This window comes from Magnetovibrio sp. PR-2, assembly GCF_036689815.1.
Taxonomy (GTDB): domain Bacteria; phylum Pseudomonadota; class Alphaproteobacteria; order Rhodospirillales; family Magnetovibrionaceae; genus Magnetovibrio.
In genome coordinates, this window is sequence record NZ_JBAHUR010000018.1 from 28,345 (window position 1) to 41,030 (window position 12,686).

A 12,686-nucleotide genomic window follows, 5' to 3' on the forward strand; every position below is an offset into this window, starting at 1 on the left:
CTTAAGCCTCCAGCCCATGTTCAATCAGCCACGCTTCGGTCTCAATGCGGGCTTGGGGTGTGCCGACGTGGAACCATTCACCGTCGTGCACAAGACCGTACAGACGACCCTTGGCCAGGGCTTCGTTGTACAGCAGATTAAGCGAATAAATGCCGCCCGGCGCATGTGCAAACAAACGCGGGTGCAACAGCTGCACACCTGTAAAGACAAAGGCAGGAGTGTGCGGCGGGGCGTCTTTTTTGCGGGTGAGACCGCCGTTTGCGTCTAAGACAAAATCGCCGTCCCCGTCATAGCCCAAGGCGCGGGCCGGGTCGTGCAGCAACAACAAACCATCCATGGCTCCATCATTCCAAGCCGTGGCGAGGCGGGTCAGTGCATTGGTGTCCCCATCCAACCAAAGGCCGTCGGAGTTGCCGACAAAAAACGGCTGATCGCCTAAGTGCGGAAGAGCTTGTTCAATACCACCACCCGTTTCCAATAACGGGTCTTCATAACTGAGCGTGATGGCAGGCGTGGTGCAGTCTTTCAGATGGTCTTTAATTTGATCGGCGAAGTAGTGGGTGTTGACCACGGCTTTGGTGACGCCTGCGTCTTGAACGCGGGCCAAGGCCCAGTCCAAAAGCGTGCGGCCGGCAACTTCGACCATCGGTTTGGGTCGGGTGTCGGTCAGCGGGCGCATGCGCGTGCCAAGGCCTGCGGCCAAAATCATCGCGTGATCAAAACTCATGAAAGGTTTTCCGGCGGGGCTGTGCGTTTGGCATTGGGGATGTGGGTGTCCATCCAGTCTTTCATATCGGCCAAAGCCGGATGGGTGAGGGCGTGTTCCAACAACCGCCACACGCGGCCAATGTGTTTGAGATACACCGGCTTGGCGTCTCGGCGATGCAGGCGGGTGAAGATGCCGATCACCTTGGCGTGGCGCTGGGCGGCCAAGATGGCATACGCGGTTTCAAAATCGGTCCAGGCCACATCGTCCAAGTCCAGCGCATCGCGATACGCCTCTTTCATGGCCGCCTGCAAACCCGGGTCTACATCGCGCCGCGCGTCTTCCAATAAGCTCATGAAATCGTAGGCCGGGTGTCCAGCCAGGGCGTCTTGGAAATCCAACAATCCACAGGCTGAAATATGATCGCGCCCGTCTAAGCGCATCAAGTTGTCCACGTGATAGTCGCGCAAAACCAATGTACGCGGGCCTTCGTGCACGAAGGCAAACAGATCCAACCACATGCGTTCATAGGCCGCGCGCGCTTCGGTTGAAACCCGGAGGTCCTGGGCGGGCATGAACCAGTCGAGCAGCAAAGCCGCTTCGTTACAAAGGGTCGGGTCGTCGTAGGGCGACAGCCATTTGGGGGCAGTCTCGCGGGGATCTATAGCATGCAATGCAATTAACAGATCCGTGCCCAGCCGATAAAGTGCGTGTTCATCTTCCCCGGATTTGAGCAAGTTGGTGAAGGTGGTGTCGCCAAAGTCTTCCAGCAGCAAAAAGCCGTTGTCTTCGTCTTCGGCCAAAATCATAGGCGCGCTGAAGCCGAGCCTGCTGAGGTGTTTGGCGATTTTGACAAACGGACGCACGTCTTCGTGGGCGGGCGGTGCGTCCATAGCCATGGCGGTCCGCCCGTCTTGGGTGAGGCGAATGTAATGGCGAAACGATGCATCGCCGCCCAGCGGGCTGTGTTCGGCGTGATCCCAGCCGGCGTGGTTCAAAAAGTCGGTGAGCAAGTCCGCACGGTTGAAATCACCCATGTCCGCAAGACCTCAAACGTTCCGACCATTCGAGATTGTGCGGCGTGAGTTCCGCTTGGCGGTGGTTTTTGCCCTTGGTCACCGTCAAACGGATGTCGAGGCGTTCGCGCGGAATGTAGGTGCCCATATGTTCCGGCCATTCGATCAGCGAAATGCCGTCCACCAGGGCGTCTTCCAAGCCCAATTCAAAAACTTCTTCGGGGTGTTCAAGACGATACATGTCAAAGTGCCAAATTTCGCCACTGTCGCCTGCGTAGGTTTGCACCAAGGTGAACGTGGGGCTGGGCACGTCTTCGTCCGGGTCGGTGAGCGCGCGGATAAAGTCCCTTGCAAAGGTGGTTTTCCCAGCACCCAAATCCCCCGACAGGGCAAAAACATCGCCCGGTTTGGCGATGCGCGCCAGGCAAAGTGCCAGCTCCCGCGTGGCTTTCAGCCCGGCGAGCTCGATGGTGATGGTTTCCTGCTGGGTGTTCTCTGTCACTGTATTCATAAACAACCTGTGATTCGTACACTCTATGATACGCCTTTTGTGACGAAAGGGGTACCGTTTGTACGCCGAAGACAGCCAAACGGGGGCTTGGTTTATCGCTCACAACTGCTATAAAACGGTAATTATATAAAACAGTTGTGGGCTCTGCCCAACGTACATACCCCTGTATGCACAAAATCGGAGAAGACATGCCCAGCGATACCTCTCACACCACCGACGTCGCGATCATCGGTGCAGGCCCGGTCGGTCTGTTCGCCGCGTTTGAATGCGGCATGTTAAAGCTGAGCTGTCACATCGTTGACGCCCTGGACGAAGCCGGGGGGCAGTTGTCTGCGCTGTATCCGGAAAAACCGATTTACGACATTCCCGGTCACCCCTCGATCCAGGCGGGCGAGCTGGTGAACCTGTTGGAAGCGCAAGCGGCACCCTTTAGCCCGACGTATCATCTGGGCCAGCAGGTTGTGGGCTTGGATGAGTTGGACGGCGGGCGCTGGTTGCTCACCACGTCCAAAGGTACGCAAGTGGACGCAGGCGCGGTGATCATCGCCGCAGGCGTCGGCGCGTTCGGCCCCAACCGTCCGCCCTTGGACGGCATTCAGGACTTCGAAGGCTACGGTCCGGGCCGGGGTGTGAACTATCTGGTCAAGCGCCGCGAAGACTTCCGCGACAAAAACGTGGTCATTGCAGGCGGCGGCGATAGCGCGGTGGACTGGACCGTGTCGCTGGCCGAGGTCGCCAAAAGCGTGAAAATCATTCACCGCCGTCCGAAATTCCGTGCGGCGCCGGAAACCGTCGAAAAGATGAAAAACTTAGCCGAAACCGCCAATGTGGAATTGGTGGTGCCGTACCAGCTGGCCGGGTTGGAAGGCGACGAGAACGATTTGTCCGCCGTCATCGTTGCGGATTTGGACGGGAATGCGCGCACGCTCGAAGCCGATGTGTTGTTGCCGTTCTTTGGCTTGAGCCAAAACATCGGCCCCATTGCGGACTGGAATTTGGGCATCGAACACAACCACATCACCGTTGAGTCTGCGACCATGAACGCCGGGCGCCCGGGCATTTTTGGCGCGGGTGATATCATCACCTATCCGGGCAAGCTGAAGCTGATTTTGATGGGCTTTTCCGAAGCTGCCCTGGCGGCGCACAGCGCGCGCGATCATGTGCATCCAGACGAAGCCTATCATTTCGAACATTCGACGACTTCCGGCGTGCCGGGCAGCGCGGATTAAGGCGAAAAGCGGGTCATGAGAAAACGGGTTGCAGGTCTAATGTTGGGTGGGGCGCTTTTGGCGTCAACCGCTCCTCATGCCCAACAAACCCTGCCGAGCGCGCCCCAGGACATGGCGAAGTTGAACGCGGAAATCCGCGCCGCCGTTGAAACCTGCATCGAATGCCATGGCCCGGGCGGTGTCAGCTCGACCCCGACGCGGCCGACCATTGCCGGTCAAAAGGCCGTTTACATTCAAAGCCAGCTGGAAGCATTTAAGTCGTCGGCGAACGGCTCTGTGATCGTCAATGAAAACTTAGAAGACCCGCTGCTGCGCTCCGATCCGGTGATGGAGCACATGGCCCAAGGCTTACCCGACTATTTGATTGAACCGCTGTCTGTCGCCATGTCCGCTATGGCGTGTGACGGGGGTGATGCGAAACCCAAATCCAAATTCAAACCGCGCCGTCCATTTGCGGCGGATGCGTGTGTGTCGTGCCATGGTGTGGACGGCATCGGGGTGTGGGATGGCGTGCCCAATCTTGCGGGTCAACAGCGCGCCTATCTGCGCCGTCAGTTGTTGCTGATCCGCGAAACTGCTTGGGGGGCTGAGCCGCGCGAAGGTGAATCGTGGCGCTCTCACCCGATTATGGAAGCAAAAACCGCCCGCATGCGCATCGCCGATATTGATGCGATCGCTCGGTATTATTCCAAGCTGGATTGTCGGGGCGCTGTCGCCTCAACACCCGAAGAAAACAATTAAGGCTGATCGACAAAGCCTGAGAACAGGTCCGGTTGACGGAAACTGTCATCATCGGGTTGTGCGGGCAGGCGGCACGCGACTTGGGTGCCGTGACCGGGACGGTTGGTGAGCTCCACTTCACCGTTGTGCAGTTCGATAAAGCGCGCAATCAAGGCCAAGCCCGGCGGGACTTCGTTTTCTTTGAGGCCCGTGCCGCCATCGGTGACGGCAAAGACGACCGAGCCGTCTTGACGCCGGGCACTCATCAAAATCGCACCGCCTCCAGGCGTGTTTGTGACGGCGGCGGACAGGAGATTAAAGAGAACCTGTTTCAAGCGGGTTCCATCCGCCACCACCCAGCCGATGTCCGACGGGCAATCAAACTCGATGTCCACGTCTTTGCGCCGGGCCCGTTCACGCACCAAGTTGATGGCGTTCATCATCAATTCGTTCACGTCGACGGTGTCTAAGTTCAGCGTCATCAGGCCCGCTTCAACCGACGCCAGATCGAGCATATTGTCGATGATGCCGATCAATTCTTCGGAGCTGTCCAAGATGGCGCGGGCAAATTCGGGTGTGCGTTGTTGAACCTCTGCGCCTTGTTCAGAACTCAAGACCGTGGCGGTGTTTACAATGGCGTCCAAGGGCGTGCGGATTTCGTGGCTGACACCGGCCATGAATTCGGACTTCAAGACGTTGGCTTCGGCCATGGCATGGGCGCGGGCCAGAAGCGCGTTTTCGACCCGCGCACTGTCGCTGACGTCCAAATAGCTCAACAAGACGGCACCGTCGGGCAGGGGCACTTTGGCGTATTCCAACACGCCGCCGTCTGTCAGGCGCACGCGGCCGCGGTCGGAATCGCGGCTCATCAATTTGGCGGCCAAGTGGATGGTGTCAAACTCACCGTCGCCTTCATCGCGCTGGATTTGTTTGGTGATATGTTTGACGAACGCACTCATGCGCAACGGTTGGTCCGGTTTACCTGGAAGCTTCCAAATGCGCGCAAACGACGGGTTCATCAGCTTCACCTGACCGTCCACGCCAAACACGGCGACACCTTCGTACAAGTTGTCCAGGGTTTCGCGCTGAACGGCGCTGAGGGTTTTGTAGCTGCGTTCCAAATCCAGATGATCGGTCACGTCTTCGTAAGCGAACACGATGCCGCCTAAGGGATGTGGGCTGGCCACAGACCTGAGCGTCGCGCCGTCCGGGAGATGCAGCATGGCCTCAATCGGCGCGTCGAGCTTACCAAACAGGCCGGTCTGTTCGGACTTAAAAATTTTGAAGTCGGCAACTTCGGGCAGGCGGCGGTGTTCGCGCAGGCGTTCCAACACATCACCGTAAGAGGGCTCGTCTGCTAGCCACGACCGGCTCAACCCCCAAAGTTCAGCAAAAGCTTTGTTGAAGAACGTGAGCTTGCGGTCCGGGCCATAAATAGCGATGGCGGTGGCCAAGTTTTCCAGCACTTGGTTTTGCGCCTGGATGTGTCGGCCCAAGGTGCCTTCGGTTTCTTCCGCGCTGGTGCGGTCCAGTGCCATGCCGAGCGTACCGCCGCCGGGAAGCGGGGCTTCGGTGATATCCAATAGGTGCGGCTGACCGTCTTCGTCGGTGAGCAAGTGGCGCTCCGTCACGGGCTTATTCCCGCTGGTTTGGCCGCGTTCGGCCAAGCCCAGGGACGCATCCGCAGCGCCCAGAACGCGCGCAGCGTTGTTGACGGCTTGAACGCCCAGTTTGCCGCCCCGCAGCCATGCGGGCAGGGGCATGGCTTCGATGATTTCGCGCGCGGATATGCGCGCACCTTCCGCAGGCGGGGCCAGGTCGGAGACATCGCGCATCCACAAAACATCGGCAAGCGCGGTATCGGTTTCGCCGCCGGTCAGCTCGCCGGTACCTGCACGCACCCCCACGACCAGCAAGCGGCGCGAACCGTCTTCGGTGGTGACGACACATTCGAACGGTTCGCCTTCTTTGCGCAGTTTGTGCGCAGCCCCCATGAGCACCTTGGCGTCAGCGCCTTGGAAACATTCCATCACGGAACGGAAGCTAGAATGCACGCCGTCGCGCAGCCCCAACAAAACGGCCAAGCGGCGCGAGCACGCTTCGGTGTTGTTGGCGGCGACCCACAAGAACAAACCGTCCGGCGCGGTGGCGAGAATTTCGTGGCTGATTTCAGCGTCGGACACCATGCGCTTGTGCGCGCGTTGCAGATCCAAAAGGTGTTGACGTTGGCGCAGGGCATAGGAGATCAGGCCCACGCACACCAAGGCCATCAGCACCGCAATGATGGGTGCTATATCGTTCAGATTTTCCAGAAAACCGGAACCGTTCATGGTGAAGCCGAAAACCCCTTTGGACCGTGCATCACGAAGGGGGCACGCGGCCCCAGCGAATCGCGCTAACCGATGTTAGGCCTCAGGCGTCTTCGGGGCAACAAAAACGGCGCTGACTAAATAAGCCAGCGCCGTTTTATTTAAATGGTATGTCCCGAACTCAGCTTAGCTGAGAGAGGCAAGGCCAAGTGGCCGCCGGGCGAATGCCCGTGAGCCAAGCGGGATGAAATCCCGCGTCCGGCGTTTGAGGGGCATTTTTTAGTAACGATACGTGTCCGGCTTGAACGGGCCTTCAACGGTGACACCGATGTAGTCTGCTTGCTCTTGAGACAGTTTGGTCAGCGTTGCGCCCAGTTTGTCCAGGTGCAGCATGGCGACTTTTTCGTCCAGGTGCTTGGGCAAAACGTAAACTTCGTTTTTGTATTTGCCGTCCGCGTTGTTTTTGAACAGTTCGATCTGCGCCAACACTTGGTTGGTGAAGGACGCGGACATCACAAAGCTGGGGTGGCCGGTGGCGCAGCCCAAGTTCACCAAGCGGCCTTCGGCCAGCATGATGATGCGGTTGCCGTCCGGGAATTCAATTTCGTCAACTTGCGGCTTGATGTTGGTCCACTTCATGTTTTTCAGACCCGCGATTTGGATCTCGTTGTCGAAGTGACCGATGTTGCAAACGATGGCGCGATCTTTCATGCCACGCATTTGATCAACAGTGAGGATGTCTTTGTTGCCGGTGGTGGTGACGTAGATGTCACCTTCGGGCAGGGCTTGTTCCACGGTGACGACTTCGAACCCTTCCATGCACGCTTGCAGCGCGCAGATGGGATCGACTTCGGTAACCAGAACGCGGCAACCGGAAGAGCGCAGAGATTCAGCAGAACCTTTGCCCACATCGCCATAACCGCACACAACGGCGACTTTACCAGCCATCATCACGTCGGTGGCGCGGCGGATGCTATCCACCAGGCTTTCGCGACAGCCGTATTTGTTGTCGAATTTGGACTTGGTGACACTGTCGTTCACGTTGATGGCCGGGAACAACAAGGTACCTTTTTGCGCCATTTCATAAAGACGGTGCACACCCGTGGTGGTTTCTTCGGTCACACCTAAGATGTCGGCAGCGGCTTTGGTGTACCACTGCGGGTCTTCACCAATGTGCTTTTTGATGGCGGCAAAAAGAATTTCTTCTTCTTCGGAGCCGGGATTGTCCAGAACGGAGAGATCTTTTTCAGCATCTTGGCCCAAGTGCAGCAACAAGGTCGCGTCGCCGCCGTCGTCCAAAATCATGTTCGGCGCACCACCGTCACCCCAGGTGAACAGGCGGTGGGTGAAGTCCCAGTACTCTTCCAGGGTTTCGCCTTTGTGGGCAAACACCGGGGTGCCGTTGTCGGCGATGGCCGCTGCAGCGTGGTCTTGGGTCGAAAAGATGTTGCAAGACACCCAGCGCACTTCCGCGCCCAGGGCTTCCAAGGTTTCGATCAACACAGCCGTTTGAATGGTCATGTGCAAAGAACCGGCGATGCGCGCACCTTTCAAAGGTTGCTGGTCTTTCAGCTCTTCGCGAATGGCCATCAAACCCGGCATTTCGGTGTTGGACAGGTCAATGTCTTTGTGGCCCCATTCGGCGAGGCTGATATCGGCTACTGAATAGTCTTGGGCGTCGCTCATGGACGGTGCTCCTGCTGCTGGGAAACCCGCGCGTTTTCACAGGGATTCCGGGAAAAATCTTGGATGGGGGTTTAGCAGTCTCAAGGCGCGAGAGCAAGCGCAGAAATGTCTTCATTTCTTGGGCACAATTGCCGCCTTTCCCCCAAAAGTTTGGGAAAAAGGCGAAGCAATCGCGATTTTAAGAATAATCAGGTGTGTCGCTTAGTCAGCGCGGTCCATCTTCGGAGCAGGAACAGACGTATCGACGGCGTTCAGCGCCATTTTGTTGAACCCGGCAAATGCGCTGGAATCCGTCATCAGCGTGCTGGCGAAAATCGCGCCGCCGACGGTCAGGGCGATGACGCCATATTCAACAACACTGGCGGATTTTTTATTCTGACGTTTCATGGATGGTTCTCCTCATTGACCCGTTAATTTAGATGAATTGTAAAAATACCCTAATAAGTAGTGCAAGAGAAGCTTGTTGTTCTATGGCGTACACACTTTTTGCATGTGTTCACGTGCAAGCTGGATGGATTTGCGCGAAAAGGTCCTGGGGCCGTCAGGTTTATTTGGTCAGTGCTTTGCGTTCGGCGCGCAAGTTGTCTTTGGTTTGTTGCACACCTTGACGGACGCGTTTGGCAGCTTCGGCGTCTTGGCGGGCTTTGAGGCGGGGGCTCACCCACATTTCTTTGTCTTCGGCGCCGGTTTGTTTGTTGATTCGCGCGATTTTGACCGCGTCGAAGTCAGGTTTTTTGTCCAAATCTTCGGCGTAAATCAATGCAGCGCCAAACATGCCGCCCTCAAACTTGCGGTTCGGCATCCATTTGCCGTCCTTCAATCCCATCACACCGAGAAAAAAATCGTCGTTGGTCATGTTTTTGATGCTGCTCTCTAGGTTTCAGCGTAGGCCAAGATCGAAATTGTGCCAAACCCTGCGCGAATGACAAGGGTAATATGGTATGTATTGGTCACATATTTTGAATTCAAGGCTGTGCTGGGTAAGCACTCAATTTAGCGAAAGGTGTCGGTAGTTCTCGTAACGCGGACGCAGAGAGGCTAGAATGGTTTAACGGAGTTTCTAAAATTCCTGATTTTAAAGTAACATTGCGAATGTAAGTATGCACTGAGCATTTGCAAAATGCTTGTGAAGGTCCTATCGGGTTTGTGTTGACACCGTGTGCTCGAGAAATGCTTTCCGCGATAAATGGGCATGGACCCGAACGCCGTTCGGGCGGGCCCAGAAAGGAAAGAGCGTTGGCGAAGCCAATCCCGCCGTCAAAAAAAAGCACTGGGCTGAGAAACGTGATCGTGATCCGTCTTTATGCGGCCAACATGCGCGCGCAAGACCAAGACATGATCCGGCGCTGGAACCTCATTGCAAAAGAGTGCAGTCTCAATCTGGATGTCGGCTTTGTGAACCTGATTGAAAACCCCGAATTGACCGACAGGTTGGATATCGTTTCGACGCCGACGACGATTGTTTCGCTGCCTGGGAAGCCACTGTTTCGTTTCTTAGGGTATAGCGACAATGTGGATGAATTGCTGTTTTCGTTTGGCGTCAAAAATCGTGCCCGCAGTACGGCTGCCAGCGCCTCGGAAATGTCAACGTTTGCCACGCAGATGGGGGCCGAGGCCAATCAAATGTCCATCGAGGCGCAAAAAATGATCGAAAAAAGCCGCGAACAGCTTGCGAAAGTTAAAAACCGTAAATTCTAAGACGGTATTTCGTCCAACGGCATGGTCATCCGCAGTTCGATTGAACACATTGAGACGGGGAAGTCGTTAGTGGGCTGGTTTTGCTCATCGCGAATCTCGGCGGAAGATAGGCTAAACTATTCGTAGGACATTTTAAGGTATCCGCACAATTTCAAAGCCAGAGGGACAGGGACATGGCTAAGGCCGCAAAAAAATCGAAAAAAGCATCAACCCCAATAGAACTCGCGAAATCACCCACGGGCATCCAAGGTTTGGATCAGATCACCAATGGCGGTTTCCCCACCGGGCGTTCGACGCTGGTGTGTGGCGGCGCGGGGTCGGGCAAAACGCTGCTGGGGATGGAGTTTTTGGTCAAAGGCGCCATGGAGTTCGATGAGCCCGGTGTTTTTGTGGCGTTCGAAGAAACCGAAGACGAGCTGTCCAAAAACGTCTCGTCTTTGGGGTACGACCTGCCGAAGCTCGTCAAACAAAAGAAGTTATTGGTTGATCACATCTATATCGATCACACGGATGTGGGTGCAGGCGACTATACCTTGGACGGCCTGTTCATTCGTCTAGGCGCAGCCATTGACGAAATCGGGGCCAAGCGGGTGGTCTTGGATACCGTCGAAACCCTGTTTGCCGCGCTGCCCAACCATGTGATTTTGCGCGCAGAGCTGCGCCGCTTGTTTGCCTGGATGAAGGACAAAGGTGTCACCGCTGTCATCACGGCCGAGCGTGGCGATGGCCTCATGACCCGCCACGGCTTGGAAGAATATGTTTCCGACTGTGTGATTTCTTTGGAACAGCGTGTGGAAAACCAAGTCTCCACCCGGCGCATGCGCATCGTCAAATACCGTGGCTCCGCCCACGGGTCTGACGAATATCCGTTTTTGCTGGACCAGCAGGGCTTCACCGTTGTGCCGACATCGGCCATTGGACTGCAATACGAAGCTTCGGACGAATTCATTTCGACCGGCATTCCCAGGCTGGACGAAATGTATGGCGGCAAGGGCTATTTTCGCGGCTCCACCATGTTGGTGACGGGCACGGCGGGCACGGGCAAAACCAGCTTGTCCGCACACTTTGTCAATGCCGCGTGCCGGCGGGGCGAAAAATGTCTGTACATCACATTCGAAGAATCTGCCGATCAGTTGATGCGCAATATGAGTTCCATCGGGCTGAACTTAAGACCATGGGCGAAAAAGAACCTGTTGCGCTTCGAAGCCGTGCGCCCGTCGGCGTTTGGCATCGAAATGCACTTGGCCCATATCCAAAAGCTTGTCGATGCGTATGAACCGCAGGTCGTGGTGTTGGACCCGATCTCCAGCTTTGACGTCATCGGTGACGCTTTGGCGGTGCAAAGCATGCTGATGCGTTTGGTGGATTTGTTCAAAGGGCGGCAAATCTCGACGATGTTTACCAGTCTCACATCTGGTGGCGATCCGGTGGAACAGACGGATGCGGGCATTTCATCTTTGATTGATAGCTGGCTGTTGTTGCGCAACCTGGAACAAGGCGGCGAACGCACACGCGCCCTTTATATCCTCAAAGCGCGTGGTATCGCCCACTCCAACCGGGTGCGGGAATTTATCCTCACCAACGACGGGGTCGATTTGGTCGACGTTTATGTCGGGCCGGACGGCATTCTCACAGGTGCTGCGCGTGCGGTTCAAGAAATGCTCGACCAAGACGCCATTGAGGCGCGCGATCGCGAACACGGCCGGGTTCAGGCGGTCTTGGAGCGTAAACGCAAAGCGATGGAGGCCAAAATCGCTGAGTTGGAAACTGAGTTCGAAGCGGAAAGGCGCGATTTGGAGCAGACCTTAACGGTGGGCTCCGATGCTTTGAAATCCATGTTGAACAACCGCTCCGTGGTGGCTCAACCGGCTCTTGAAAAAGGGCCGAAGAGGGCGCGCGCCAAATCCAAGGCGACAGGACGGCGTAAATGATAAAACATGTTGCACCCCTGAGCGAGCCGATGAAGTCGCCCGTGTCAGAATGGGAGCTGCGTCTTTATGTGATTGGGCAAACGCCAAGCTCTCTGGATGCGATTTCGAATTTGCGCAAAATTTGTGAAGCCCACATCCCCGAGCGCTACAACATCGAAGTCGTGGACATCTTGGAAAACCCGATCTTGTCGCGCAACGACCAAATCTTGGCGGTACCGACACTGGTGCGCCGCTTGCCCGAACCGATGCGCAAAATCATCGGGGATTTGTCGAATACCGAAAAAGTTTTGTTGGGGTTGCAGCTGCTCCCCGACGCTGACGCGTAATCGTTTTTGCGTTTACGCAAAGTCCAGCCCATTGTGGGTGGACTTGATCAAGGAAAAATGAAGTGCCAAAGCGCTCCCCCGGACAAGTGAAAGACACGCCAACAAGAGACGTGGTGATGATCCGTCTCTATGGTTTGAATAGGAGTGTCCAGGATGATGAGCTTGCCGAGCGTTGGGGGCATTTGGCGAATATAAATGCGATCCATCTGGACTTTAGGTTTGTCGATTTGGCCGAACATCCTGATTTGGTGAGCAAGCTCAACATCGTTTGCACACCAACGGCGATCATGACGTTTCCCGATGGCGGGTTTTACCGCTGTTATGGGTATGGTGACAAAGTGGATGACCTTTTGCTCGCGTTTTGTATCAAACGCCGCGCTCAGGGTTCCGTCATCAGCGCACAAGACATGGTCGGGCATGCTTTCGAAATGGACTTCAAAGCCAAACAGATGTCCGACGAAGCGCGCAAAATGATCGATAAAAGCCGCAAGCGGCTCAATAAAATTAAAGAACTGAAGGGCGAAAGCGCACCCGTTACACCAAAGTATTAAAAT

Annotated in this window: 13 protein-coding genes; 6 read left to right on the forward strand and 7 right to left on the reverse strand. The window is 56.1% G+C overall.

Annotated features, from left to right (window positions below; genetic code table 11):
* Window position 1: 1 nt before the first annotated feature.
* From V5T82_RS16525 to tsaE, 3 genes are read right to left on the reverse strand one after another with little or no spacing between them, the layout of a single operon-like run.
* Window positions 2-727, reverse strand: coding sequence for a nucleotidyltransferase family protein (locus tag V5T82_RS16525; RefSeq protein WP_332896774.1), 726 nt, complete (start codon window positions 725-727; stop codon window positions 2-4).
* Window positions 724-1,743 carry an aminoglycoside phosphotransferase family protein gene (locus V5T82_RS16530; protein ID WP_332896775.1) on the reverse strand — a complete coding sequence of 340 codons (1,020 nt, stop codon included), beginning with the start codon at window positions 1,741-1,743 and terminating at the stop codon, window positions 724-726. The genes V5T82_RS16525 and V5T82_RS16530 overlap by 4 nt, the downstream gene beginning before the upstream one ends.
* On the reverse strand, window positions 1,736-2,233 hold the full coding sequence (gene tsaE / locus V5T82_RS16535) for a tRNA (adenosine(37)-N6)-threonylcarbamoyltransferase complex ATPase subunit type 1 TsaE (RefSeq protein WP_332896776.1): 498 nt from the start codon (window positions 2,231-2,233) through the stop codon (window positions 1,736-1,738). Before tsaE ends, V5T82_RS16530 begins: the two co-directional genes overlap by 8 nt.
* A gap of 188 nt (window positions 2,234-2,421) precedes the next feature.
* Here tsaE and V5T82_RS16540 point away from each other — a divergent pair, with 188 nt between their 5' ends.
* The gene (locus tag V5T82_RS16540; protein ID WP_332896777.1) at window positions 2,422-3,462 is read left to right on the forward strand and encodes an NAD(P)/FAD-dependent oxidoreductase; all 1,041 of its coding nucleotides are present in this window, start codon (window positions 2,422-2,424) and stop codon (window positions 3,460-3,462) included.
* A gap of 15 nt (window positions 3,463-3,477) precedes the next feature.
* The gene (locus tag V5T82_RS16545; protein WP_332896778.1) at window positions 3,478-4,203 is read left to right on the forward strand and encodes a c-type cytochrome; all 726 of its coding nucleotides are present in this window, start codon (window positions 3,478-3,480) and stop codon (window positions 4,201-4,203) included.
* Here the strand turns inward: V5T82_RS16545 and V5T82_RS16550 are convergent.
* From V5T82_RS16550 to V5T82_RS16565, 4 genes are all read right to left on the reverse strand, one after another.
* On the reverse strand, window positions 4,200-6,512 hold the full coding sequence (locus V5T82_RS16550) for a sensor histidine kinase (RefSeq protein WP_332896779.1): 2,313 nt from the start codon (window positions 6,510-6,512) through the stop codon (window positions 4,200-4,202). The genes V5T82_RS16545 and V5T82_RS16550 overlap by 4 nt on opposite strands.
* A gap of 258 nt (window positions 6,513-6,770) precedes the next feature.
* Entirely contained in the window at window positions 6,771-8,177 is a 1,407-nt protein-coding gene (ahcY, locus tag V5T82_RS16555) for an adenosylhomocysteinase (protein ID WP_332896780.1), read from the reverse strand.
* A gap of 201 nt (window positions 8,178-8,378) precedes the next feature.
* The gene (locus tag V5T82_RS16560; RefSeq protein WP_332896781.1) at window positions 8,379-8,564 is read right to left on the reverse strand and encodes a hypothetical protein; all 186 of its coding nucleotides are present in this window, start codon (window positions 8,562-8,564) and stop codon (window positions 8,379-8,381) included.
* A 160-nt stretch (window positions 8,565-8,724) separates the two neighbouring features.
* Window positions 8,725-9,033, reverse strand: coding sequence for a hypothetical protein (locus tag V5T82_RS16565; RefSeq protein WP_332896782.1), 309 nt, complete (start codon window positions 9,031-9,033; stop codon window positions 8,725-8,727).
* A gap of 380 nt (window positions 9,034-9,413) precedes the next feature.
* Between V5T82_RS16565 and V5T82_RS16570 the strand changes: the two genes are divergently transcribed.
* The 4 genes from V5T82_RS16570 (at window position 9,414) to V5T82_RS16585 (ending at window position 12,683) form a co-directional block, all read left to right on the forward strand.
* On the forward strand, window positions 9,414-9,875 hold the full coding sequence (locus tag V5T82_RS16570) for a thioredoxin domain-containing protein (protein ID WP_332896783.1): 462 nt from the start codon (window positions 9,414-9,416) through the stop codon (window positions 9,873-9,875).
* A 173-nt stretch (window positions 9,876-10,048) separates the two neighbouring features.
* A complete protein-coding gene (gene kaiC, locus V5T82_RS16575; protein WP_332896784.1) occupies window positions 10,049-11,806 on the forward strand; it encodes a circadian clock protein KaiC in 1,758 nt (585 codons plus the stop codon).
* Window positions 11,803-12,132 (forward strand): circadian clock KaiB family protein, encoded by a 330-nt coding sequence (locus V5T82_RS16580; protein ID WP_332896785.1) that lies wholly within the window; start codon window positions 11,803-11,805, stop codon window positions 12,130-12,132. Before kaiC ends, V5T82_RS16580 begins: the two co-directional genes overlap by 4 nt.
* 62 nt (window positions 12,133-12,194) lie before the next feature.
* A complete protein-coding gene (locus V5T82_RS16585; RefSeq protein ID WP_332896786.1) occupies window positions 12,195-12,683 on the forward strand; it encodes a thioredoxin domain-containing protein in 489 nt (162 codons plus the stop codon).
* Window positions 12,684-12,686 lie beyond the last annotated feature (3 nt).